Origin of the sequence: Streptomyces sp. NPDC058665, assembly GCF_042714995.1 — a bacterium.
Taxonomy (GTDB): Bacteria; Actinomycetota; Actinomycetes; order Streptomycetales; family Streptomycetaceae; genus Streptomyces.
Map to the genome: position 1 here is coordinate 112,819 of NZ_JBHXRX010000013.1, position 25,149 is coordinate 137,967.

At 69.9% G+C, this 25,149-nt stretch carries 15 protein-coding genes and 2 pseudogenes; 6 read left to right on the top strand and 11 right to left on the bottom strand.

Going from position 1 to position 25,149, the window contains the following annotated elements; all coding sequences use genetic code 11:
- Positions 1–47: 47 nt before the first annotated feature.
- Positions 48–538: pseudogene (locus tag ACFWV8_RS11165) on the bottom strand (peptidylprolyl isomerase).
- A 139-nt stretch (positions 539–677) separates the two neighbouring features.
- On the opposite strand from ACFWV8_RS11165, the pseudogene ACFWV8_RS11170 reads away from it, so the two are divergent.
- The 3 genes and pseudogenes from ACFWV8_RS11170 to ACFWV8_RS11180 form a co-directional block, all read left to right on the top strand.
- A pseudogene (locus ACFWV8_RS11170) lies at positions 678–1,064 on the top strand (Scr1 family TA system antitoxin-like transcriptional regulator); the annotation flags it as partial.
- Positions 1,042–1,308: a Scr1 family TA system antitoxin-like transcriptional regulator gene (locus tag ACFWV8_RS11175; protein ID WP_384199858.1), complete on the top strand. Its 267-nt coding sequence runs from the start codon at positions 1,042–1,044 to the stop codon at positions 1,306–1,308. The pseudogene ACFWV8_RS11170 and the gene ACFWV8_RS11175, both read left to right, overlap by 23 nt.
- A gap of 39 nt (positions 1,309–1,347) precedes the next feature.
- Positions 1,348–1,476 carry a DUF397 domain-containing protein gene (locus tag ACFWV8_RS11180; protein ID WP_384199798.1) on the top strand — a complete coding sequence of 43 codons (129 nt, stop codon included), beginning with the start codon at positions 1,348–1,350 and terminating at the stop codon, positions 1,474–1,476.
- Between the two features lie 106 nt (positions 1,477–1,582).
- Here ACFWV8_RS11180 and ACFWV8_RS11185 read toward each other — a convergent pair whose 3' ends face one another.
- Both ACFWV8_RS11185 and ACFWV8_RS11190 read right to left on the bottom strand, forming a co-directional pair.
- The gene (locus ACFWV8_RS11185; protein ID WP_384199800.1) at positions 1,583–2,014 is read right to left on the bottom strand and encodes a DUF4259 domain-containing protein; all 432 of its coding nucleotides are present in this window, start codon (positions 2,012–2,014) and stop codon (positions 1,583–1,585) included.
- A gap of 57 nt (positions 2,015–2,071) precedes the next feature.
- Positions 2,072–2,899, bottom strand: a complete 828-nt coding sequence (locus ACFWV8_RS11190; protein ID WP_384199802.1) for a transposase — start codon at positions 2,897–2,899, stop codon at positions 2,072–2,074.
- Between ACFWV8_RS11190 and ACFWV8_RS11195 the strand changes: the two genes are divergently transcribed.
- On the top strand, positions 2,892–3,131 hold the full coding sequence (locus ACFWV8_RS11195) for a hypothetical protein (RefSeq protein WP_384199804.1): 240 nt from the start codon (positions 2,892–2,894) through the stop codon (positions 3,129–3,131). The two genes, ACFWV8_RS11190 and ACFWV8_RS11195, sit on opposite strands and share 8 nt — an antisense overlap.
- A 64-nt stretch (positions 3,132–3,195) precedes the next feature.
- Here ACFWV8_RS11195 and ACFWV8_RS11200 read toward each other — a convergent pair whose 3' ends face one another.
- The 7 genes from ACFWV8_RS11200 to ACFWV8_RS11230 all read right to left on the bottom strand — a co-directional run bounded on the left by ACFWV8_RS11200 (position 3,196) and on the right by ACFWV8_RS11230 (position 15,119).
- Positions 3,196–8,334: an amino acid adenylation domain-containing protein gene (locus ACFWV8_RS11200; RefSeq protein WP_384199806.1), complete on the bottom strand. Its 5,139-nt coding sequence runs from the start codon at positions 8,332–8,334 to the stop codon at positions 3,196–3,198.
- Positions 8,335–8,353: 19 nt separating this feature from the next.
- On the bottom strand, positions 8,354–10,744 hold the full coding sequence (locus tag ACFWV8_RS11205) for a lantibiotic dehydratase (protein ID WP_384199808.1): 2,391 nt from the start codon (positions 10,742–10,744) through the stop codon (positions 8,354–8,356).
- Positions 10,745–10,824: 80 nt separating this feature from the next.
- Positions 10,825–11,739 carry an LLM class flavin-dependent oxidoreductase gene (locus ACFWV8_RS11210; RefSeq protein ID WP_384199810.1) on the bottom strand — a complete coding sequence of 305 codons (915 nt, stop codon included), beginning with the start codon at positions 11,737–11,739 and terminating at the stop codon, positions 10,825–10,827.
- Positions 11,736–12,863, bottom strand: a complete 1,128-nt coding sequence (locus ACFWV8_RS11215; RefSeq protein ID WP_384199812.1) for an HAD-IIIC family phosphatase — start codon at positions 12,861–12,863, stop codon at positions 11,736–11,738. The genes ACFWV8_RS11210 and ACFWV8_RS11215 overlap by 4 nt, the downstream gene beginning before the upstream one ends.
- Positions 12,860–14,005, bottom strand: coding sequence for an acyl-CoA dehydrogenase family protein (locus tag ACFWV8_RS11220; protein ID WP_384199814.1), 1,146 nt, complete (start codon positions 14,003–14,005; stop codon positions 12,860–12,862). The genes ACFWV8_RS11215 and ACFWV8_RS11220 overlap by 4 nt, the downstream gene beginning before the upstream one ends.
- Entirely contained in the window at positions 14,002–14,253 is a 252-nt protein-coding gene (locus ACFWV8_RS11225) for an acyl carrier protein (protein WP_384199816.1), read from the bottom strand. The genes ACFWV8_RS11220 and ACFWV8_RS11225 overlap by 4 nt, the downstream gene beginning before the upstream one ends.
- A 2-nt stretch (positions 14,254–14,255) precedes the next feature.
- The gene (locus ACFWV8_RS11230) at positions 14,256–15,119 is read right to left on the bottom strand and encodes a 3-hydroxyacyl-CoA dehydrogenase family protein (protein ID WP_384199818.1); all 864 of its coding nucleotides are present in this window, start codon (positions 15,117–15,119) and stop codon (positions 14,256–14,258) included.
- Positions 15,120–15,328: 209 nt separating this feature from the next.
- Here ACFWV8_RS11230 and ACFWV8_RS11235 point away from each other — a divergent pair, with 209 nt between their 5' ends.
- Both ACFWV8_RS11235 and ACFWV8_RS11240 read left to right on the top strand, forming a co-directional pair.
- A complete protein-coding gene (locus tag ACFWV8_RS11235) occupies positions 15,329–20,110 on the top strand; it encodes an SDR family NAD(P)-dependent oxidoreductase (RefSeq protein WP_384199820.1) in 4,782 nt (1,593 codons plus the stop codon).
- Complete coding sequence (locus ACFWV8_RS11240) at positions 20,103–23,906, top strand: SDR family NAD(P)-dependent oxidoreductase (protein ID WP_384199822.1); 3,804 nt, start codon at positions 20,103–20,105, stop codon at positions 23,904–23,906. Before ACFWV8_RS11235 ends, ACFWV8_RS11240 begins: the two co-directional genes overlap by 8 nt.
- A 78-nt stretch (positions 23,907–23,984) precedes the next feature.
- On the opposite strand, the gene ACFWV8_RS11245 is transcribed toward ACFWV8_RS11240, so the two are convergent.
- Positions 23,985–25,118 carry a helix-turn-helix domain-containing protein gene (locus tag ACFWV8_RS11245; protein ID WP_384199824.1) on the bottom strand — a complete coding sequence of 378 codons (1,134 nt, stop codon included), beginning with the start codon at positions 25,116–25,118 and terminating at the stop codon, positions 23,985–23,987.
- Positions 25,119–25,149: the final 31 nt, after the last annotated feature.

The following is a 25,149-nucleotide window of genomic DNA, read 5'->3' on the forward strand; positions in this document are numbered from 1 at the left end:
GCCTTAAGGCCGTCCGGGTGGTTACGCGACGGGCGTTCGATCCGCTGTTACACCGTCCCGCTGGCGGAGACGATGATCTTCTTCGAGGTCTTGCCCGACGCGCTGCCGAGCTTCTCGATCACCTTGACGATGTCCACGCCCTCCACGCCCTCGCCGAACACGACCTGGCTCCCGTCCAGCCAGCCAGTGACGATGGTGGGGATGAAGAACTGCGAGCCGTTGGAGTTCTTCCCGGGACTGGCCATGCCGAGCAGGAAGGGCTTGTCGTGCTTCAGCGTGAAATTCTCGTCCGGAAAATCTCACCGTAGATGCTCTTGCCGCCGGTGCCGTTGCCTCTGGTGAAGTCGCCGCCTTGGAGCCCGAAGCCGGGGACGACCCGGTGGAAGGGCGACCCGGCGTAGCCGAAGCCGTGCTCGCCTGTGGCCAACTCCCGGAAGTTGCGGGCGGTCTTGGGCACCACGTCGTCGTACAGCTTGAACACGATTCGCCCGAGGGGCTGGTTGTCGGACCTTATGTCGAAGTACACGTTGTTCGGCATGGCCACATGATTTTCCCCGCCCTCCCGCCCGCACACGGCTGCTTTCGGCCAGGTCACACCGCCACCACGCGGCCCACCGAGGAGTTACTCCAGCACGGGCGCGCAGGTCGGGGCCCGGCGACGCTGCCCCGCGCCGTGAGTGACCGGCGTACAGCTCCGGTCGGCCCAAGGAGCGACCGCCACCTTCGTCTTGGCTGCCTTGGCGCGGCTCGACGTTGCGCTTGAACCGGCTCATTCATCGACGGGCGTGCACGGGCTCCTGCAAACCCAGGGCTACGCCCGCCAGATCTACGAGACCGGCCCGCCGGTCGAAGAGACCACCACGGAGTTCGTCAGAACCCATGCCGAGCTGCGCATGGAGCGCAAGCGCCGGGTGCTCCAGCGTCAACCTGAGCCCGTACGCGTACGTGCCATTCTCACCGAGTACGCCGTCCGCGCGACCGTGGGAAGCGAAGAAGTGATGCGCGGGCAGCGGAAAGAACTGGCCATGCTTTCCAGGTTGAATCACGTCCAGATTCGGGTGCTTCCCCTGGAGGGGGAAGGGGACTGGATACCGCGCGGCCCACGATTTCGCGATTCTCGACCTGGGAGAAGGGCTCCGCCCACTGGTTCAGGTCGATACGGCGTGGGGCGCTGTCGCCACGTCCGACAAGCCGCGCGAGTACGAGCGGTTCACGCGTCGCTGGGACGAGATGTCCAGCCACGCTCTCACCCCGGAAGAAACACCGGACTTCGTGTACCACCTGGCCCAAAGGTTGAAATCCCATTAACGCTGAGACGAGCAACAAGCCTCTGAACTGGTTGCCTCAATGCAGGACAGCGTCGCCGTACGCGACTCCAAGGATCGAAGCGGCCCAATCCTGGCCATCCCGCGCGGTGCATGGTCCCGGTTTGTGTCCACCGCCGGGGCCGGAAAGCTCGACCACCAGGTCTCCTGAGTGCCGGAAGCACAAGCAACAGTGGTCCCTCTCACGACCGTTGAGGGGGACTGGCTTTGTTCACGAGAACGGTTCTGGCTCAGCTTCGGTGCCGAGTGACGCTCCGTTATGGCTGGACGTCGAAGAGAGTGATGGAGGGTGGGGGCGGGGCAAGCACTGCGCGAAGGCGGGTGAGTATGGACCGCCACTGCTTCCAGTCCTCTTGGCTGACCCAGGTTGAGGCCGGCCCGTCCTCGTCGCCGGCGATGCGGGCGAGGGCTTCGTCGGCGAGTGCCCGAAGGTCGGAAGGGAACACGGGCATGGGTGTTTCCGGGCCGTAGGGCATGTCGACGGGTTCGCCTCCCGGGCATTGCGCCGCGATGAGTGCAGCGGCGGCCACCGCCTCTTCTGCTTCCGTGAGATAGCCGGTGGCGTCGATCGTCCGGATGAGGACGCCTCGGATCAGGGCTTCGCGCGCCTCGGGCTCGGTGTCGTCGAGAGCGTTGGCGAAGTCTGCGGCTGTGTCGTTGTCGAAGGGGCCGGTGTCCCAGGTGCCCATGCTGATCTCCTTTGTGTAAGGTCGCCCGGATCCTCGCATCAGGGACTGACAACATGGCTACGGGGCGAGCAGGACCCGTTTGCTTAGAAGTTGGAAGCCTGCGCGGCCGAACATCTGGCGCTTGAGCATTTTGATCCGGTTGACGTGGCTTTCGACGACTCCGGAGTTCCAGGGCAGCAGCGTCAGGCCGGCGATGACCACGTCGCGGTCTCGGTCGATGCCGGTTGCGGGAGTGTGGAGGCTGGGCAGGTCGTCCTGGCGGACGGCGTCGAGCCACTGCGGGAGTCGTTCAGCCTGGCGCTCGGTGAGCATGTGGGCGAAGGACCGGACGTGAGCGGTCAGGGCATCGAGTTCGGGGCAGTTGGCCAGGACGGCCCTGAGCCGGAGCTGTTCGATCTCGGTCAGCGTCTCGGGTCGGCTGAGGATCCATCTCGTCACCACGCGGGGCGCCGGCGGTTGCGCGGTGACCGGCCGTGGCGAGGTGCGCTTCTCTCGAAGGTAGGCGCTGACCCGGCCGTAGCTGGCGCGATAGCCCAAGGGAACGATCTCCTCCCAGAGCTTCCAGGCGTTGGTGCAGCCCTCGTCCCAACGTTCGTCCAGGTAGGGCTTGTACTCGTCGAGGACGGAGGTCCTGTTGTGCTGCCACTGGCCGCGGAAGAGGTCTTCCGGCTTCGCAGCGTCGGCGAGGCTCTTGACGGTGCGGTGGGTCATCTGGAGCTGACGCCCGATGGAGCGGCAGCTGTGGCCGGCTTCCAGCAGCGCGTGGACCGTGGCGTGCCGCGCTCGGACGCGATTGGCGAACCGCTCGCTCCGCCATGGCGAGTCCGTCTTCTCCTCGGGCGGTGCCGGCGGTTCGGCCTTCGCCTGCCTCTTCGGGGTGCGCAACAGCTTCGGGTTCCGGCCGCTGGCCGAAGAGCGCGGACTGCCCGGGGACGCCTCCAACGGGGTACGCGCCGACTTCGCCGGCCACGGCGGGCCCACGTACGTCCATGGCACCACCTGGATCACCTGGGCCGAGTTGAGCGCCGCCAACTGGGACGAGACCGATGAGTCCGGCGCACGCAGCCGTCGCGTGGTCACCGGAGACACCGCCCACTGGGGCCGGTCTGGGAAGTGATGCGAACGCTCGGCGAACTGCACGACCCGGAGAACGTACGGCTCATGGTCTGGTTCGACAGACCCTACGGGGCTTCTGGGGTGTTCGGGTGGGTGAGGAGGGTTCGCAAGGCGCGGCGGCGGGATGCGGAGGAGGTGGGGTGGGGGCGTTTTCTGGGGGGAAGCGCCTCGGGGTGGGTGGGGTGGTGGGCGTGGTGGGCGAGGGTGCGGAGGTTGGGGTAGGTGAAGAGCGCCGAGACCGGGAGATCGAGGCCGAGCCGGGTCGTCACCAGTCGGTGGAAGCGGAGCAGGGTGATCGAGGTGAGGCCGACGTCGAAGAAGTTGCCGTCGACGTCGATCGGGGTGCCGAGCGCTTCATGGGCCAGGGCCGCGAACTCCGCGAGCAGTGGGGTGCTTTCGGCGGACGGAGTGGGCGGGGGTGCCGTCCGGCGGAAGGCGCCCGCGGCCTTGTGGCGGCCGGGGGCGGGGAGTTGGTCGCCGACGGTGATGGCCGACGGCATCGCGTGGGGAGGAAGGACGGCCGACAGGTGGCGGCGTACGTCCGGGCCGGTGAGTGAGGTTTCGGGCCGGGGGGTCACGTGCAGTTCCAGTCGGTCGCCGAGGGGGCTTGGGGCGAGCAGGGCCCGGGAACGGTGGATGTCCGGGTGTCGGAGCGCCGCGTCCTCGATCTGGGCGAGGGCGATACGGAAACCGTTGACGTTGACCAGACGGTCGCCGCGGCCGTCGAGGCGGATGTTGTGGTCGGGGTCCAGGCGGCCGAGGTCACCGGTGTGGAAGGTGTGGCCCGAGAGGCGGTCGGCGTCGCGGTCGTCGGTGAGATAGCCGAGCGCGAGATGGGGGCCGCGTACGACGACCTCCCCCCGCTGCCCGACAGCACAGGGCGCGCCCCCTTCGTCCACCACCAGCAGTTGTGCTCCGGCGACGCCGGTGCCGACGGGCAGGGCTTCCTCGTCGGACAGGCGCGGGTCGACCTTCCCGGCGCTCTCCGCGACGACATGACACGACGCGATCTGCGGCGTCTCGGTGGCTCCGTACCCGTTGATGAGCCGGGCGTCGGTGAACTCACGGACTCTGCGGGCGAGTCCGGCCGTGAGGGGTGCGCCGCAGGAGAGGACGGAGCGCAGAGCGTCAAGGCGGTGTGCGGGCTGTTCCTCGTGGCCCGCCGCGATCATTTCCAGCAGGGCCGGCGTGCCGTGCAGAAGAGTGATCCGCTCCTGGCGGAGGAAGTCGAACAGGGCACGCGGTGTGGCCAGGGCGGTCTGCGGCGGAACCACCAGCGTGCCGCCGGACAGCAGCGGTACGAGGATGTCACGCAGGAGGGGGTCGTGCCCCAGCCCTCCGAGCAGGGCGACGCGGTCCGAAGCCGAAGGGCCGATGAAAGTGCGGTACCAGTCCAGGTTGTGGGTGAGGGCCGCGTGGGAGGCCACGACCGCCGCCGGGGTGCCGGTGGTTCCAGAGGTGAACAGGACGTGTGACAGGGAGGGCAGTCCCCGACCGGTGGAGGTGTCGCCCCTGTCCCGTAGGGCGGTGACGTTCCACGCGGGGGTCGCGGACGGGCGGATGGTGACTTCCGCGACGGGGTCGACCAGGTCGCGGTACTGGTTCACGACCTCTGGAGGCAACGAGGCGTCCGTCAGTACGGGTGCCGCACCGGCTCCCCAGACACCCAGGAGCGCCCAGACCAGGGCGGCGCTTCGACGGCCGTGCAGCAGCACGGGGTCACCCGGTCCGACTCCCGCTGCTTTCAGGGCGGTTGAGACTCCGTCCGCGTGGGTGAGGAGTTCCTCGTAGCCGCAACCGATGCCCTCCGCAGGGCTGTTGACGGCGGGAGCGGACGGAGTGCGGGCGGCGATGGTCCGTATCCGGCTTACGACGCTGTCGTTCCTCTCCCCCTCGGCCGGGGGCATCGGTACCGACGCCTCAGGGGCGCCGGGCGCCAGAGTGATCCTCTTCAGCGGGAGGCAGGGGCTGTCCAGGATCTGGCGCAGGACGTGCCGGGTCTGGTCGAGCAGATGGTCGGCGATGTCCACCGGCAGGCGGTCGGACGCCACGATCGCTTCCACTGTGTAGTGCGGTTCGCGCCGGATGTAGAAGTTGACGTCGAAGAGCGCGGCGTGCCCTGCCGCCCGGAAGGCTGTGGCCTTCAGCGGATCGAACGCCGGTACGGGCTCCGCCTGGGACAGGTCGTTGACCCAGATCCGGAACAGGGGGTTGTCCGTCGGGCGGGTCGGCAGTTCCAGGCTCCGGACGATCGCCTCGAAGTCCGGGGTGGAGTGCTCGACCGCTTCGGTGAGACGGCTGCGTACCTGCCGGAGCAGCATCGCCGGGGTGGTGCCGGAGGTCGCGGTGAGCAGCAGCGGCACGGTGTTGAGAAGAAAACCGGCCAGTTCGTCCTGGTCAGCCGTCCGGCGCCGCGAGACCGGGATTCCCAGGACGAACGTGTCGCGCCCGATCCAGCCCCGTACCACCGTCGCGAGGGCGGTGACGAAGAGATTGAAGGGTGTCACTGCGTGGTCGCGGCAGAACGCGTCGACGCGTCCGCTGTCCGCGCTGTCCAGCCGCAGGGTGACGCTTTCGCCGGCGAAACTCGATGGTTGCCCACCGGGGCGTCCGAAGGGCAGTGCGGAATCGGTCGGCGCGTCGCCGAGCAGCTTCTTCCAGTAGGTGAGGTCGCTCGTGAGGCGGCCGGTGTCGGCCCGGACAGCCGCGTGGCCGAGGAAGCCGGGCGCAGGAGGAAGCAAAGGTGCGGGAGGTGGGGCGGGTGCCGAGGCGGGTGCCGGAGGCGGGGAAGGGGCCGGGGGCGGCAAAGGCGCGGGAGCCGGCGAAAGCGCCGGAGGCAGCGACGGCGTGGCCTCGTGCGACCTGCCCCGGTACGCCGTGGCCAGATCCCGCAGCGCCAGATCGAGCGTGTGCTGGTCGGCGATCAGATGATGCAGGGACAGGACGAGAAGCGCCTCGTCGTCGCCTCGCCCGCGCAGCAACCCGACGGCCATGAGCGGTGCTTGGGACAGGGACAGCGGGATACCGGCGACCCGGCGGACGAACTCGGTCATCCGGTCCTCGGACAGCCGGTCCGTGGTGTCGTGCACGGTGAGCGCCGCACGCGCGTCGGGTACCTCTTCGAGCGCGGGCTCGTCGTCGGGTCTCTCCACGACACGTATGCGGAAGGCCTGGTGACAGACCGTCACATCTTCCAGCGCCGACGTGAGGGCGGCGACGTCGACACGGCCGGCCAGCCGCACCGCGCCGACCACGTTGTACGCCGCGGCCCGGTCCCCGTGCAGACTGCTGATGAGCCACAGCGCCCGTTGTCCGGCGGCGAGCGGGACCGGACCGGTGAGGACGTCGGGGGCCGCCGGCCCGCCCCCGGGTGCCGCCGTCCGGACGGCCGCCCGCAAGCCGGCCAGCGAGGTGTTGTCCGACAGCAGCAGCGACAGCGGCACCTCCACGCCGAGTTCGGCGCGGATGCGTCCCGTCAGCCGTACGGCCTGGAGCGAGTGGCCGCCCATGCTGAGAAAGCCCTGGTCCTCCTCCCCGGCCTGGCCGGCGGGCAGGGCCGACCACCACAGGGCGCCGAGCGGATCGCTCCCCGGTTCCTCCTCGGCCGGGCGCTCCGTCACGGCCCACCAGGAACGCAGCAGTTCACCGACCGCGCCCCGGTCGGACTTGCCGGAGGTGAGCTTCGGTATCGACGGGAGCCAGTGGAAGCCGGCGGGGACGAAGGCCGCCGGCAGGAGACCCCGGAGATGGGTCCGCAACTCCCCCGCCTCCGGGCGCGCTTCGGGGTGCGTGGAGGTGAGCGCCGCCAGGAATTCCGCGCCGTCCGCGCCAGCCGCGCCGTCCGCGGTGACGGCGGCCACGACGGCGTCCTTCACCGCCGGATGCCTCAGCAGGGCGCGCTCCACCTCCGCGGCCTCGACCCGGACACCCCGGACCTTGAGCTGGTGGTCGGCGCGTCCGAGGAACTGGATCTCGCCGTCCACGACTTGGGCGAGGTCACCGGTCCGGTAGAAGCGCCGCCCGTCGATCTCGGGGAAGGCCCTCGCCGTCGCCTCGGGACGGTCCACGTATCCCAGCGCGACCTGCGTCCCGCCGATCCACAGTTCACCCGGCGTGCCGAGGGAGACCGGCCGGCCGTCCTCGTCCATGACATGCAGGGTGGTGTTGTCGACCGGCCGTCCGATGCGGACCTGGTCACCGGCGGTGAGCGAGCGGGGCACCGGCCAGTACGACACCTCGATGGCCGCCTCCGTGGGCCCGTACAGATTGGTCAGTTCCGCCGCCTCGAAGACCTCGTGGAAGGCGGCGCACAGGGGCGCGGGCAGAGCCTCTCCGCTGGCGAAGACGTGGCGCACCGACGAGACGTCGCCGGGTGTCGCCACCCGCAGGAACTCCGTCAGCATGGACGGTACGAAATGGCATGCCGTGATGGCGTGTTCACGGATGAACCGGGTGAGGCGCATCGGGTCCCGGTGGTCCCCCTCGGGCAGCACCACCGTGCGGGCGCCGGCGGCCACGGGCACATAGAACTCCCATCCGGCCACGTCGAAGGTGTACGGGGTCTTCTGCAGGATCCGGTCGTCGCGCGAGAAGCCGTAACGCTCCACCTGCCACAGGACGCGGTTGACCACACCGCCGGCTCCTTGCAGAACTCCCTTGGGCGTGCCGCTCGATCCGGAGGTGAACATCAGATACGCGGGCTGGTCCGGGGCCGCCTTCGGCAGATCCCGTGGCGGACGCGGGGCCCCGCCGAGGTCCCGGCGGACGGCGAGCCGGGGGATCCCGGAGTCCTGGAACGCCGCGTGGGTGTGTTCCGCGCCGCCGACGACCAGGAGCGGACGAGCGGTACGCAGCATCGGTACGAGCCGGTCCGCCGGCTCGTCCAGCGAGAACGGCACATACCAGCAGCCCGCCTTGAGGACGCCGAACAAGGCGGTGAGCATGTCGGCGCCACGGGGCAGTACGAGGGCGACGGGGCCGGTCTCCCCGCCGGTCGCGGTCAGGATGTCGTCCGCGAAAGCATCGCTGAGCGCGTCGAGTTCGGCGTAGGTCAGGGACCGTCCCCCGCTCTCCTCGCACGCGACCGTGTCGGGCTGCCGGAGCCGGGTGGCACGCAGCAGCCCTGGAATGCCGTACGGGGCGCCGCGTTCGACCGTGGGGCCGGCCAGTTGCGCGGTGCCGTCGGGGATGCTCGCCTGTGACACGTGTTCCCCCTCGAATGCCTTAGAAATTCCGTGAGTTGTCGACGGCCACCAGCCGGATCTCGCTGGTGTAAGTGCTGCCCCCGGCGTCTCGCAGCCACAGCTGGTCGGGGCGCGGAAGCATTTCGGTGAGCGTGACGCGGTGGCCGTCGCCCGCTTTGGCGCGCCGCAGGGTCATGGCGAACAGGCCCACCAACTGGGGGTTGGCGAAGTCCAGGTAGATGGGCTTGGACTCCCAGGGGACGCGCCAGAACATGTGCCGGGGCATGCCCAGCCTGCGTGCCCACTGCCGGAGGCGTGCGAACGCCGCGGCCTCGTCGGTCCCCTTGCCCACGGGGACGCCGGCCGCGAGAGGCCGCCAGGTCTCCCGCGCGACAACGAGCCTTCCGATGGTGATCCGTGGCGTGTGCTCCAGGGGAGCCATGAGCCTGAAGTGGTCGGTCGCGCGCTGGACCAGCATCTCGGCCACGGTTTCGAGCAGCGGCGTGCCGTGCCCGTGGGGTCCGCCGCCGTCCGTGCGCACCGTGATCAGACCCTGCGGCGATCTGCGGACGGCGAGTGCGTCGATTCGTACGGTGAGGTCACGGGGAGCCGGCCGGGCACCGCAGCGCGGGCCGAACGACAGATAGGTGTGCCGCCGGGATTGCAGTTCCGGTGTCGGGTACCAGTGCGAGGTGAGGTTGTCCACGCTGCGCGGATACAGCGGGACATGCCACGGTGTCGGGTGCTCATGCTCGTCCCCGGCGGCGACCAGACGCTCCGGATCGGGGTGGAACCGACTGAAGTTGCGAGAGTTGTGGCTCACCTGGGAGAGATGCATCTCCCCCATGACGGCGAAGGTCCCACCGGCGCCGGCATCCTCGGCGATCATGAGGTCGGGACTGTGGTAGGCGGCCGAGTGCCAGGGGAGCACGGCGCCTTGAGGTGTGCCGAACACCTTGGTGACCGCGTCCCGGATCTCCTCCGTGCGGTAGTCCTGTCTGGCCCGGAGCGGGTTGTACTCCAGTACCTCGCGCCAGCGGTCCTGGAATTCGGCGATCACCGGAGCGTCGGCGGCGCCCGTCTGGATCTCCGGTATCGCCAGCGCCGTCAGCTGCGACAGGGGTACGTCCTGTCCCTGCCCACCGCCGAGCTTGGTGAAGGTGTCGTCCAGGACGGTCGTGTAGGCGTCGCCCAGGCGGTGCATCAGCCACCGGGCGCTGTCCAGCAGAGGCCGCATCGCCGCAGCGGTCCCGTCGAGGAACCCGGTGCCGATGGTGACATCGACATCGCGGGCGCAGTCCTCGATCACCACGCGTCGCCCCTTGGCGGCGTGACCCGAATCGCGGTACGCGGCCGCCCCGGTGGCCTCGGTGAACTGGGCGTCGAGACCGTTCAGCGCCGCTTCCAGTTGTGCCGCGGGGACGTCCGACCAGGGCAGGTCGCGGCGCGACAGGTCCAGTTCGCCGAGTGTGGCCAGAGCCCTGTCCCGGCCGTACGACGAGGGGAGCCCGCTCAGTTGGTCGCGCAGGGCCGCCGCGGCGTCCGGGCTGGGCGGGATGTCGAAACCCCAGTTGACGACGCCCTTGCCGACCAGGGCGTCGAGGTGTTCCAGGACCGCGTCGACGGGATCACCGGCGTCCGGCGCCACCACCGCACCGTCACCCACGCGCGTCGTCCCGCCGGCACGCGTCAGCTCGTCGGCGATCTCTCGGGGAGTACGCAGGCCGTCGCAGAGCGCGCAGACCAGTGCCTGCGTACGGTCGAGTACGAGCATCGGGGCATCGGAACGCAGCACGGCCCGCCCGTGCAGGGCCACTTGGGGTGACAGCGCCGGTGGCAGATGCCGGCGGATCTCGATGTCACCGGCGAAGGTATCGCCCAGAGCCGCGAGGGCCCAGACCTCGAAGATGACCGACCGGTCCTTGAACAGCCGCGGCCCGGGTACGGCACGGCACTCCTCCCCGGGGCCGGCGAAGGTTCCCCAGGCCACCGGTCCGAAGAAGCCGATCGTCTCGTTCTTCGTGTGGTAGCGCTGGAGGTATTTGACGAGGGTGAGTTCGTCCCGCTTCTGGCGTCTGTTCCGCAGATAGCTTCCCTTGCCGACGCTGTCGTGCAGCCAGGTGACCACGCGGTCCAGAGCCCCGGGACTCTGCCACAGGAGAGCCTGCCGGACGCCGCCGGACTCGACGTTCTCCAGCATGCGCCGGCAGCTCCGCTCCAGGGCCGTCGGCCAGTACGCGCGGAACTCCGCCTCGGCGGCGGGGTCTTCGGCGTATTTGTCGGCGAGGGCGCCGCACATCTCGTCGGCGGTGGAGGTCAGCCGGGACAGCGGGAATCCCGAGCTGCGTACGGCGAAGTCACGCCATACGAGCCACTCGCCCTGTCCAAGAGGGACCCGTAGCCCGGCCACCGGGGACTCCGTACTTTCCATGATCAACCAATTCTTCCCGGGGCCGCCTGCGGGGCGGGGGACATCCAGGGCCTGATCCAAGACACGCCACCGGACACGGCCTAGGCGTCGCCGTACACGGCCTCCACCGTCTGAACGAACTCCTCCTCGGAGCCGGGCATCGGGGACGGCACCGGGACACAGCCCAGTTCCCGGAACTCGGCCAGCCGTTCCCGCACTTGGGCCCGGGAGCCGATCAGCGCGAACTCGCGGGGATCGGGCTTCCCGAACGCCTCCAGGACGTGCCGGTAGTAGGGGAGCATGCGGTAGGACGCTGCGGACTTCTCCCAGCCGGCGATCTGGTCGGCCTCGTTGTCCCCCGTGTAGGAGGGAAGGATGGTGACGACGGAGAAGCTGTCCGGGTCCTTCCCGAACTCGGCGCAGGCTTCCCGTATCACCGGCATGATCCGCTCTCTGATGTAGCGCGGTGAGGCGAGCCAGATCACGATTCCGTCGGTCATCTGCACGGCCAGCCGGATCATCTGCGGGCGCAGCGCCGCGAGATGGAGCGGGACGGCGCCCCGGCCCCCGGTGTACTGGGCGTGAGCCGTGAAGTGTTCTCCCTCGAAGCCTATTTCGCCGGTGTTCAGCAGGCCGGTGACGATGGCCGTGTACTCCCGCATGACTCCGATCGGCTTGCCCTGACTGAGCCCCAGCACATACTCGTTGACGAATTTATGGCTGTAGCCGATGCCCAGGACGAACCGTCCCGGATACAACTCGTCGATGGTCGCGGCGGCCTGGGCCATCGCGACGGGATGGCGCGCGTACACGGGGAGGACGGCGGTGCCGACCGTGATGGACGGGGCTGCCTCCAGATACGCGGCGGCCGTCAGCAGCGCGTCCCGCTGATCGGGCTGCTGCTCCAGCCAGACCTGGTCCACACCGAGCCGCTCGGCCAGCCGGACCCGCTTGGTCAGTTGGTCAAGGCCCTGGTAACGGGGCGAGATCACCAGGGGGCGTGCCGCGGGCTTCATGACGGTGTGACTCCTGTTTCTGCGGGGATCCCCGAAGGCCCGGATTCCGCGGAGGACTCGACGATCACTCTGATGTAGGGGGCCGGCTCCTGGATGCGGGACAGGTCCGACTCCAGGACGAGCCGGGATTCGTCCTTGTCGATCTCGCTGAAGCCGGCGAAGGCGTAGGTGATGCGCATCATCCGGTTGCGGCCTGTTTCGACGAAGTCGGCGCGCAGTGCCTCCGCGCCCGCCTCCCTGGCGAGCGCCATGACATGCCCCAGCAGAATCGTCCCGACACCGCGTGACATCGTGCGGCACGACATCAGCAGAAGCTTCAAGTGCCAGTGGGGCGTGCCCCGTTCGGCCAGGGCCAGACCGATGGTGCCGTAGTCGCCGAACCGGTCCGAGAGACTGGCGACCAGGAGGACATGCTGTGAACTGGTGGCCAGTTCGGCGAGTTCCTCGTAGGAGTAGGTGCGGCCCGTCGAGTTGAGCTGGTTGGTGCGGACGGTCAGTTCCTCGGCCCGCTGGAGGTCGTCGACCTCCGCCCTGCGGATGGTGAAGACCATCTCCAGTTCGGCCAGGAACTCGTCCGGGGTGCCTTCGAAGTCCTGTTCACGCGACTCACGTACGGTCTGGCTGCGGTACATCTCGCGCCGCCGTGCGGACTCGCTGGTGACGAAACGCGGCATGAACTCCGGGAGTTCGGCGACGCCGTCGAGGTCGGCCGGAGACAGACAGAACACATCGGGCAGGGAGTGGGCCACTTCGGCCCGCTCGAAGGCGTCGTCGTCCACGAAAGCCAGCGCGTCGGTGGCGAAGTTGAGCGACCTGCCGACCTCGGCGACCGACTCGGACTTGGGATTCCAGCCGATCTGGGGATAGACGAACAGATCGGCGAGTCCGAGGGCGGCGAGCCGCTTCATGGCCGCCTGCTCGTCGTTCCTGCTGGCGATCGAGTTCAGGATGCCCCGCTGGTCGAGAAGCCGGATCAGCTCGACGACCCGCGGGAAGGGCCGGACGTCGGCCGCGTCCCCGGATTCCAGGAGTATGCCGTCCCAGAGCGTGTTGTCGAGGTCCCAGACCACGCACTTGATCCTGGCGCGGCGGGCGTTCGTGTCGTCGGAGAGGGAATCAGTCATGGGTTCATTGCCGTTCGGTAGGCGGCGTCGGCGATGGTCAGTCGCTGGATCTCCGAGCTGCCCTCGATGATCTCCATCACCTTGGCGTCCCGGTAGTACCGGGCGACGGGGCTGCCTGGTGCGCAGCCACTGGCTCCATGGATCTGTACGGCCTCGGAGGCATGGCGTGCCGCCGCGGTCGAGGCGAAGTACTTCGCCATCATGGTCGTCATGATCGTTTCTGCCTCGCCGGCGTCCTTGAGCCGGGCGGCCTCCGCGCACAGGAGCCGGGCCGCCGTGACGTCGGTGACCATGTCGGAGATCTTCGCCCGGATCAGCTGACGTTCACGCAGCGGCACTCCCCCGACCTCCCGTCGGGCGGTCCTGGCGGTGCACGCGTCGAGGCAGGCCTGGAGGATGCCGACGGACCCCGCCGCGACACTCAGCCGCCCGAGGTCGAGTACTCCGGTGAGCACCATCCCGGTGGCGAAGGCCTCCGGCCCCAGCAGCGCGTCCGGCCCCACGTGCGCCTCGCGCAGTTCCACCGTGGCCAGCATGCCGGCCGTGGTGCCCAGCATGCCGTCGATCGGCGTGATCTCGACGCCGGGTGCGTTCCGCTCGACGAGGAGGGCCACGACGCCGCCGGGGCCACGGGCGAAGACGAGGAACAGGGACGCCAGTTGGCCGCCCGTGATCCAGGTCTTGGTGCCGTTCAGCACCCAGCCGCCGCCCTTGCGCAGGGCGGTGGTGGTCACGGCGGTGGCGTCGCTTCCCACCTCGGGTTCGGTCAGGCAGAAGGCTCCGGTGACACGTCCCGCGGCCAGCTCGGGAAGCCAGCGTTCCTTCTGCTCGGCGGTGCCCCAGCGCCGTACGGCGAAGGTCACCATGGTGTGCACGGTGAGCAGACTCCGTACGGAGGAACAGGCCCGCCCGATCTCCTCGTGGATCTCGGCGAGCGTTCCGAACGTGACATCCGCGCCCTGGGCGGGCGCGGGTGGGAACGGGTCCCACAGGCCGGCCGCCGACACCGCGTCGAGCAGCGTGTCGGGCACCTGTCCGCTCCGGTCCCACTCGTCGGCGTAGGGCCGGATGTGTGTGTCGGCGAAGAGACGCGCGGTCGTACGGTCGTGTACGGCGATCACGTCACCGGAGGCGGGTGTCATGGTCGGCTGTCCGCCGCCTGACGGCCGATCAGCGAGGCCATGGCCGTGACGGTACGGAAGCTGTCGAACTTCAACTCCTCGTTCGGCAGGGTGACTCCGATGTCCTTCTCGATGAACATCACCAGTTCCATGGCGAAGAGCGAGTTGATGAACCCGAGGGCGAAGATGTCCTCGTCGTCGGTGAAGGTGATGTCCGGAAAGCGTCCGCCGATGAAGGCGCGGATCCGGTCGGCAGGGCTGTCGGGCATGGTCAGGCTCCCACTGGTGTCGGCGTCGCGTAGGAGTAGAACCCCTGTCCTGTCTTACGGCCGTGCAGTCCCGCGTCCGTCATTTCCTTCAAGAGGGGGCACGGCCGGTACTTGCTGTCCCCGAAGCTGTCGTGGAGGACCTCGATACTGAGAAGGATGGTGTCGACCCCGATGAGATCGGCGGTCTCCAGCGGCCCCATCGGGTGATCGAAGCAACCCCGGAACACCTCGTCCACCGCCTGCGCGGTGGCGACGCCCTCATGCACCAGAAAAGCGGCCTCGTTGATGGTCAGCATCAGGACGCGGTTCGAGACGAAACCACTCGCGTCCCGCACCTGGACCGGCACCTTCCCCATGGAGTCGAGGAATTCCCTGGTCCGTCGCAGAGTCTCCTCGGACGTGTGATGCCCCGGAATGAGCTCCACCACGTTCTTCAACGGAACCGGATTCATGAAATGCACGCCGACCACCCGGTCGGGGCGGCTGGTCGCCGACGCGATCCGGGTGATGGGAATCGCTGATGTGTTGGCTATGAACACACACTCCGGATCGCATACGGCGTCGATCCTCGGGTACAACTCCCGTTTGAGATCCCACTTTTCGGTGATGTTCTCCACAACAATCCCGGCCGACCCAAGCGCCTTCAGATCACTGGAGAATTCAATGGCATCCAGCACAGCTTCCGTGTCCACCGCGGGACCGCCCAGCAGCCGGCTCATACGGCAGTTGTGCTCGATGGCGCTCCGCGCCCTGTCGAGCGTCTGGGCGTCCAGATCCGTCAGTACGACCTGGTGGCCCGACTGAGCCGCCGCCTGCGCCACACCCGTACCCATGATGCCCGCGCCTACCACGCCGATCACGGCCATGGCTTCCTCCGTCCTCTCGTCCGGAAAGACTTGGTCCTGCCGGAAAGGCGTGTCAAGAGAGATCGGCGGGTCCCCGGAAGGGGCCCGGTGGCCTCTTGTGGACGTCAGCATGCTGCCACCGGAGCGACTGGACAGTTCGGCGGTGAACCGTTGCAGACTCCTGCTTCATCGACCGTTGTCGGGCAGGGTGTGCGAGGGGAACCGGGACGTTGGAACATTTGATACGTGACCACGACATCGCGGTGATCGCCATGTCGGGGCGCTTTCCGGGCGCCCCGGACACGAACCTCCTCTGGGAGAATCTGGCGAACGGCGTCGAATCCTTCACGCAATTCACCGACGAGGAACTGATCGAGTCCGGCGTCCCGCGCGAAATGGTGGAGCACCCGGACTATGTGAAGGTGCGTCCTGTCCTTGACGGTATCGGGGGATTCGACGCACGTTTCTTCGGCTACAGCCCCCGCGAGGCGGAGATCGCCGACCCCCAGCAGCGGATATTCATGGAATGCGTCTGGGAGGCGCTGGAGACCGCCGGTTACGGCAGCCCGGATTCCCGGGGACGGGTCGGTCTCTTCGCCGGAGCCAACGTCAGTATGTACATGATGAGCCGGCTCTTCGGTCCGCACACGCATGAGTTCGACCCGTACGAGCTGATGATCGGCAACGACAAGGACGCCCTGTCCACCGTCATCGCCTACCGGCTCGACCTCACGGGTCCCGCGGTGTCCGTCCAGACCTTCTGCTCCACCTCCGCGACCGCCATGCATCTGGCGTGCCAGAGCCTCAGGCGTGACGAGTGCGAGATCGCGCTGGCCGGCGGAGTGTGCATCCGGGTCCCCGACCGGGTCGGCCACATGTACTTCGAGGGCGGCATGGAGTCGCCGGACGGCCGTATCCGGACCTTCGACGCCCAGGCGCAGGGCGGCAACTTCGGTGACGGCGCGGGCGTGGTCGTACTGAAACGGCTGCGCCAGGCGATCGCCGACCGGGACAACGTGCTCGCGGTGATCCGTGGCTCGGCCATGAACAACGACGGTGCCTCGAAGTTCAGTTACACCGCGCCCAGCGTCGTGGGACAGGCCGCCGCGGTCTCGGCGGCTCTGGCCGACGCCGATGTGTCCCCTCGGGACGTCTCGTACGTCGAGGCTCACGGTACCGCCACCCAGCTCGGCGACCCGATCGAGGTCGCCGCCCTCGCCCGCGCCTTCAAGTCGGCGGAGCTCGCCCGGACGGGCCAGGAGCTGACGGACCGCAACTACTGCGCGATCGGCTCGGTGAAGACGAACATCGGCCATCTGGACCGCGCCGCCACCGTCGCCGGGCTGATCAAAGTCGTGCAGGCGTTCAGGCACGACCAGATCCCGCGCTCCCTGAACTTCGAGAAGCCCAACCCCGAGATCGGCTTCGACCGCAGTCCGTTCTACGTCGCGGGCGACCCGGTCCGCTGGAGCAAGCAGCCCGGCCGGCCCCGGATCGCCGGTGTCAACGGCCTCGGCATGGGCGGCACCAATGTGCATCTGGTCCTTCAGGAGGCACCGGACCCGCGTCCGCGCCCCGTGGACCCCCGGCGCTGGCATCTCCTGCCGCTGTCCGCCAAGACCGAGTCCGCCGCCGGGGAGCAGGGCACCCGGCTCGCCGAGGAGCTGCGGGCCGAGTCCGGCGGCCCCGCACTCGGCGACGCGGCCTACACCCTCCAGGTCGGACGCTCCCTCTTCCGGCACCGCCGGGTGTGCGTCACCGACTCCGCTTCCGCGGGCGCCGCGGCCCTCACCGGCGAGTCCGCCGCGAAGGCCGGCGTGCTGGCCAGGACCGACAACACCCACGGACGTGAGGTCTCCCTGATCTTCGCCGGTGTGGGCGAGCACTACTCCGGCATGGTCGGCGATCTGTACCGGACCGAGCCCGTCTTCCGCCGGCATCTGAACCACTGTGTGCGGCTCCTCGCCCAGTACACGGATGTCGACGTCCACACCCCGCTCGTCGCCCCGCGCGACACACCGGCGGGCGGCGGCGACCTGGCCGCGCTGATGGGCCGCGGGACACCGGAGCCGGGCGCCGACGACCCCTTCGGCGACACCCGGGTCGCCCAGCCCGCGGTCTTCGTCGCCGAGTACGCGCTGGCCGCCACCCTGATGGACTGGGGCCTCAAGCCGACCGCCCTCCTCGGCTACAGCGTCGGGGAGTACGTGGCCGCGTGCCTGGCCGGCGTGCTGTCGCTGTCCGACGCCCTGCGGCTGGTGGCCCACCGCGCCGAACTCATCTCCGAACTGCCCGGCGGCTCCATGATGGCGGTCGGCCTGAGCCCGGCTCAGCTGCGGGAGCGGGTGCCCGACCTGCACGACAGGGGCATCGACCTGGGAGCGCGTACGCCCGGCCAGAGCGTGGTCTCCGGCCCCACCGACGCCGTACGCGAGCTGGCGCGGGAACTGCGCGAGAAGGACGTCGTCTGCCGCGAGCTGAGTACGACGCACGCCTTCCACTCCCGCATGCTGGCGCCCAAGGCGGCGGAACTGACCCGCTGGGTGGCCGAGAACATCACGCTGCACGCCCCCGACCGTCCGTGTCTGTCCAACGTGACCGGCACGGAGATGACTGCCGACCTGGTGACCGACCCCGGATACTGGGCCCGCCACATGTGCTCGCCGGTGGAGTTCGAGGACGGTCTCGCCGCCCTCCTCAAGCGCGAGGACACCGTGCTGCTGGAGATCGGTCCCGGCAGGTCGCTGGGTGCCATGGCCCGCTCCCACGCCGACTGCGACCGCTCCCGCTGGCCGCTGATCGTCTCCACGCTGCCCGCGGCGTCCGAGGCCAGGGACGACGACCACTCCCTCGCCGAGGGCCTGGCGGAACTGTGGCTGAGCGGGGTCGACCTCGACTGGGAGGCGTATCACAAGAAGGGCCGCGACTTCACACCCGGCCGGATCCCCCTGCCCACCTACCCGTTCGAGCGCCAGGAGTACTGGTTCGGCGCCGAGTCGTCGGCGTCCTCCGCCGGCGCCCTCGGAGGCGGCCCCGCGCACGAGGGCGTCGAGGGGATCGAAGAGCTGCCGCTGCTGCCGGAGTCGCGCTGGATCCATCTGCCCGTCTGGCAACAGCGCCCGCCGCTGCCGCCGATGGCCGACCTGGGCACCGAGTGGACCGTCTTCACCGACGACGGCGACGGCGACCGGATCCTCGGCGAGTTGAGCCGGCAACTGTCGGACGACGGCAGGCGCGTCACGCTGGTACGCCCCGGAGACGGCTTCGCCCAGGACGGCGACACCTACTGGATCAGGCCCGGCAACACCCAGGACATGCTGGAGCTGTTCACCGCGCTCAAGAAGCGCGACCGGCTCCCCGAGCGGGTCGTGCACCTGTGGACCCTGCGCGACAGCACGGCCGATGACACCGTGCGGCGTGGCGTCCACACACTCATCGCCCTGGCACGCGCCTCGCACGAGGTCGGGTTCGGCCCCTGGAAGCTCGACGTCGTCACGGCGGGGGCCCACCAGATGACGGAGGACGACATCGTCCGTCCCGAACGGGCCGCGGTCCTCGGACCGTGCACCATCATCCCGGTGGAGTGCCCGGGGGTCACCCTGCGCTCGGTCGACCTGCCGCTCGGCGAGCCCGCCCCCGTACGGCAGCTCATCACGGAGCTGAGCACCGAGCCGGGGAACCAGACGGTCGCGCTGCGCGGCGGCCGGGCGTGGACCTGGGACTTCCGCGCCCTCGACCTGCCGGAGGCGACTGACCTCCCGGCGCTCGACACCGGTCTCCGGGAGGGCGGCGTCTACCTGGTCACCGGCGGTCTCGGCGGTATCGGTCTGGCCATGGCCGAACGGTTGGCCACGGAGTACCGGGCCAGTCTGGTCCTGATGGGCCGGACCCCGGTGCCACCGCGCGAGCAGTGGAGTGCCGTTCTCGCCGATCCCTCCGCGACGGAGGAGGTACGCCGCCGTATCGAGGGGCTGCTGCGGCTGGACGCCGCAGGCTGCGCGTTCGTGACGGTGGCGGGCGATGTCTCCGTGCCGGGTGACGCCGCCCAGGCGGTGGCCGCCGCGGTGAAGGAGTTCGGTGAACTCAACGGTGTCATCCATGCCGCCGGTGTGCCCGGCGTGGGCATGATGCAGTTCAAGACCATGGAGGACGTGGACCGGGTGCTGGCCCCGAAGGTGGCCGGGACGCTCGCGCTGGCCGATGCCGTACGGGACCTGCCCGTTCCTCCTGACTTCCTGCTCCTGTTCTCCTCCGTCGCCTCCGTGACCGGTGCCCTCGGGCAGGCCGACTACTCCGCGGCCAACGCCTTTCTCGACGCCTACGCCTGCAGCGATCCGCTGCCGGGGACGAATGTGATGGCGATCGGCTGGGGCGAGTGGGAGTACAACGGCTGGAAGTCCGGCCTGGATGGTTACGAACCCGTTCTGCGGGCCTTCTACGAGGAGCACCGCGCCCGGTTCGGCATCAGCTTCGACGAAGGATGGCACGCCCTGCACCAGGCCCTGGCCAGGCCCGAGCACCATCTCTTCGTGTCCACCCAGGACTTCTCCGTCATGGTGAGCGGCAGCCGCGACTACACCATGAACGACATCCAGGCCGGCGCACGGCAAGGGCGCGGCCAGACCCGCTATCCGCGCCCCGAGCTGTCCAGCCCCTACGTCCCGCCGCGCACCGAGACCGAGACCGTGATCGCGGACACCTGGGCGGACGCCCTGGGTGTGGAGAAGGTCGGCATCAACGACAACTTCTTCGACCTCGGCGGCAACTCCCTGCTGGGCGTCGGCATCGTCGCCGCCGTCCGGAGCGCGCTGGAACTCGACCATCTGCCCGCGCACATGATCTACCAGGCACCCACGGTCGCGACACTGGCGGCGATCGCCGTACCCGCCCCGGAGAGCGACGGAGCGACGGCAGAACCGGCGTCGGCACAGGCTCAGGAGCGGGCGAAGCAGAGGCAGCAGCAGCTGGCGCGCAGGCGCGGCAGCCGCCGAGGAGGAGACAACGATGAATGAGGCCGGCAACGAGGTCGACTACGACGCCGCCGTCGCTGTCATCGGCATGGCGGGACGGTTTCCCGGCGCCGGAAGCGTGAACCAGCTCTGGGACAACCTGCGTTCGGGCCGTTCCGGGCTGCGGACGCTGACCGAGGAGGAGCTCGCCGACGCCGGTGTCGGTCCGGCGCAGCTCGCGGACCCGTCGTACGTGCGGGTCGCGGGTCCGCTGGAGGCGGCCCAGGAGTTCGACGCGGGTCTGTTCGGCTTCAGCCGGCTTGAGGCCGAGATGATGGACCCGCAGCACCGGGTGTTCCTCGAATGCTCCTACGAGGTGCTGGAACGGGCCGGCTACCCGCCGACCAGGATGCCGGGCCGGGTCGGGGTGTTCGCGGGCTCCGGGTACCCGGACTACATACGTCATGTGGCGCCCCGGCTCCTGGCCGAGCCCGGCGGTGAGCTGATGATGGCGACCGGCCTGGAGCGGGACTCCTTCGCCTCCCTCGCCTCCTACAAGCTGGGTCTCAACGGCCCCAGCATGACGGTGCAGACGTTCTGCTCGACCTCTCTGGTGGCGGTGCACCTCGCCGTACAGAGCCTCCTGAACTTCGAGTGCGAGGCCGCGATCGCCGGCGGTGCCTTCATCCCGCTGCCGCAGGGAGTCGGTTACGTCTACCAGGAAGGCGGCATCCTGTCCCCGGACGGGAAGGTCCGCACCTTCGACTCCGGTGCCCGCGGCAGCGTCAACGGCAGCGGAGTCACCGCCGTCCTGCTCAAGCGGCTGTCCGAGGCGATCGACGACGGGGACCACATCGACGCGGTGATCCTCGGCTCGGCCGTCAACAACGACGGCCGGGCCTGTGCCGGCTTCACGGCTCCGGGCGTCGACGGACAGACCGCGGTCATGGAGCAGGCGATCTCGTTCGCGGGTGTCCCGGCGGAGACCATCGGTTACGTCGAGTGCCACGGCACCGGTACCCAGCTCGGGGACTCCATCGAACTTGCCGCGCTCGCCCGTGCCTACCCGAAGGTCATGGAACGCCCCGTGGTGCTCGGCTCGCTGAAGCCCAGCATCGGGCACCTGGACCGCGCCTCGGGCACCGCCGGGCTGATCAGGGCCGCCATGGCCCTCTCGCACAAGGTGCTGCCGGCGACCCCGGACTACGAGAACCCGAACCCCACCCTGGCCGCCGAGCGCGGCAGATTCACCGTGCTCACCCGGGACCAGCCCTGGCCCGACGAGCGGCACCCACGACGGGCGGGGGTCAGCTCCTTCGGGCTCGCCGGCACCAACGCCCATGTGGTGCTCGAAGAACCTCCGACGATCGAACGGCCGGCGGTACGCGCCCCGGCCGCCCATCTGCTGGTGCTGTCCGCGCGGGACGAGACCGCCCTGGACCAGGCGACCCGCGATCTGGCCGACTGTCTCGAAACGCGGTCCGACCTCGATCTCGGTGACGTCGCCTTCACCCTCCAGCAGTCCCGTACGCTCTTCCCGCTCCGGCGCGCCTTCCTGTGCGCGGACCTGGCGCAGGCCCGTACCGCCCTGGCGGACACCGACAACTGGCCCGCCGTGGAGGAGAGCTCGCGGGAACCGGTCGCGGTCCTCGATCCGGAGAGTGCGCTCGCGGCGCCGGACCAGTGGTGGGAGGGGCTCGCGGAGGCCATCGGGAAGATCGTCCCGGCCGCGCCCGCCCTCGCCACGCCGGACGCCGCGAGGCGCGGCCTTCTCGACGCGCTGGGCCGGCTCGGGTGCCGCCATGGCGACGACGGACGGACACCGGCGGCGGACAGCGCGCGGGAGGTCCTGCGCCCCGACGCCGGTCAGCACCCCGAAGCGTGGTTCCTCGGTGTGCTCGGACGCCTGTGGACGGCCGGGGCGGACATCGACTGGACCGCCGTCGCCCGGGAAGGCAGACGGCGCGTGCCGCTGCCTGCCTATCCCTTCCAGCGCCGCCGGTACTGGGTGGGCCCCGTCGGCGACGGCCTGTTCGGCCCTCCGGCCGAGGACACCGGCCGGACCGACGACCTCAGCCGCTGGACCTATGTGCCGGCGTGGCGCCGGCATCACGCGGGCCCCGCCGAGGCGTCCGGGACCGGCGACACGACTGGCCCCTGGCTGGTGCTCGCGTCGGACCGGCTCGGCGAGGAGCTGGCCGAGCGGATACGCGACGAGCAAGGGGATGTGGTGGTCGCCCGCCCGGGTGACTCCTTCGAGGGGGACGCCGAGCACGGTTTCGTCTTCCGGCCCGGTGACGAGGAGGACGCCCACCGGCTGATCGGTGCTCTTCCCACGCCGCCGCGCCATGTCGTGCACGCGCTGGCCCCGGACACCGGCCACTCCTTCGACGAGCGGTTGCGGCACGGCTTCGAGACGGTCCGTGTCCTGGTGGGCGCCTTGGCCGCCCACGCGCCGTCGCAGGCCCTCAACCTGCTCGCGGTGACCCGGGGTTCCGTACAGATCGCGGGCTCGCCGCCGAAGGATGCGGCGCAGGCGGCGCTGGCCGCCCTGCTTCCCGTTCTGGCCCAGGAGAACCCCGGCTGGGTGTGCCGGCACGTCGACGTCGGACCGGCCGGCAACCCCGCCCGACTGCGGCGGCAGGCGGACGCGGTGCTCGCCGAGGTGGCCGCTCCGCACGAGGGTCCCGTGGCGCTGCGCGGCACCGAACGATGGGTCCGTGTCCATGAGCCCCGCCCTCTGCCGCCCACGGACCGGACAGGGAGCCCGCTCCGGCCCGGAGACGTCGTACTGATCACCGGCGGACTGGGCCATGTCGGTCTCATCCTGGCCCGGCATCTGACGCTTGTCCGGGGATGCGCCGTCGTACTCACCGCGCGGACCGCGCTGCCGGAGCCGGACAGGTGGAAGGCGTATCTCGCCGAGGCGGAGGACCCGTCATCGAAGGCGTACCGGTACGTGAAGGAGCTGTCGGCGCTGACGGAGGCGGGTGCGGATGTGCTCGTGGTCCGGGCCGATGTGGCCGACGGCCCGGCGATGCGGGCGGCCGTCGGGGCGGCCACGGAGCGCTTCGGCCGTCTCGATCTGGTCGTGCACGGCGCGGGAGTCTCCGCTCCCGAGGCCTTCGGCCCGGCCCATATGGTCGACCGGGCGGCGTCCGCTTCGCATTTCACCGCGAAGGTCGGCGGTTTCCACGCCCTGCGCGAGGCCCTCGACGGGCGGGACGTCCCGGTGATCACGCTGTCCTCGCTCTCCGCCGTCCTCGGCGGTCTGGCGCTCGGGCCGTACGCCGCCGCCAACGCCGCTCTCGACTCGCTGGCTCTGGCCGAGCGCGCGGAGAAGGACGGCAGGTGGCTCACCGTCAACTGGGACACCTGGCGCCCGGAGGTCCAGGATCCGACCCACCCCGGTGAGTTCGACATGGCTCCGGAGTACGCCGTCGAGGTCTTCGAGCGCGCGGTCGCGGCGGTCGACGACGTGGAGCACCTGGTGATCTCCACAGGTTCGCTCGGCGCGCGTTACGAACAGTGGGTGGTCCGGCCGGACGACGGCTCCGGTCAGGAGGACGACGGAGTACGTGATCCGCGCCCCGACATCTCCACCCCGTACACGCCTCCGAAGGAGGGCACCGAGCGGACCCTGGCGGAGATCTGGGCCGGTGTGCTCCGGCTGGAGGAGGTCGGTGCGGACGACGACTTCTTCCGGCTCGGCGGCAACTCGGTCATGGCGATCCAGCTGATCGCCCAGGCCCGTGACCAACTGCGGGTCCCGGTTCCCGTCACAGCGCTGCTCGGCTACCCGACCGTGCGGGGCCTGGCGTCCCAGATCGACGGGGCCGTGGCGGGCCGGGAGGCATGAGCCGGCGGGGCCGGGGTGAGGCCCGGCCCCGCCGGAACCGGTCGGGGTGCCCGCGGGGGTGCCCCGGGGTGCCGGCCGTCAGCTCGCCGGAGGCGTGTACGGCGGCGGTGGCGAGGAGCCGGCGCCCACACGGACACCGGCCTGGAACCGGCTGACCGCGTCCAGGTTCCGCAGGACCGCGGCGATGTACCTGCGGCAGGTCCGTACCGAGACACCGAGGCGGCGGGCCACGGCGTCGTCGGTGAGCCCTTCGGAGAGCAGCCGGACTATCGTCCTGTGCAGGCTGTCCTCCACCAGCCGCCGATGGCCCTCGGCGTCCGTCGCCGTCGCGTACGGATGGGCGCAGGTCCAGGTGGAGTCGACCATGTCGAGGAGCAGACGGACCGCGGACGTGCTCCTGATCATCACGCCGGCGGGCGCCGCCGTGTCCCGCTGCCGTGATTCGTCGTGCAGGGTGAAGGCGATGTCGGTGTCGAAGATCATCAGCTGGCGGGGAAGCTGGTCCGTCGTGCGTATCTCGGCTCCGGAGGCCAGCAGCCGGCCGAACACCTTCCTCGCCCGGATGTCGGAGCGGGCGGCGTGCTGCAACAGCACCCGGACCCGCACGCCGCGCGCCAGCATGCCCTCGATTCCCGCGACCGCCGGCACCGATCCCTCCGCTTCCCACCCGGCGTCCTGTTCGGGCGAGGCCGACAGGTCGCTCAGACAGCTGTTGGGAACGAACGAGACGTAGGTGCCGGTGCAGTGGTGCGCCGCGTCGTACACGTGGCCGGCCAGTTCGACGGCGTCGTTCAACTCCACCAGCGGGGGCGGATCGTCGCTGAGCGGGCGGGGCGGCCGGGTCCGCGCGTAGAGGGAGTGGAAGGAGTTCAGCTCCTGTCGCAGCCGGCTGATGGTCGCCTGACGCCGGTGCACCTCCTCGTCAATGGGCAGGATCAACGACGACGACGCCGCGTCCGGATCCACGGGCACCAGGACGGGCGGCTCCTGTCCGGGCCGCTCGCGCAGCAGATGGAGCCGCCGCAGATGGTGGACGGCCGTGAGCACGGCCTGCGTCGTGAGCCCGGTCCGGTCGGCGACGGACGCCTCGGTCCCGGGGACGAGGCCGCCCACGCTCAGCGCGTACGAGTAGACGGTCGCCAGTTCGGGGGTGGGGGCGTCGCCGCCGCCTCCGAAGAGGCCGGCGGCGACGAATTCGTCTGTCAGTGACATCTCTGTTCCTCGGTCATGATGATCACCGGGG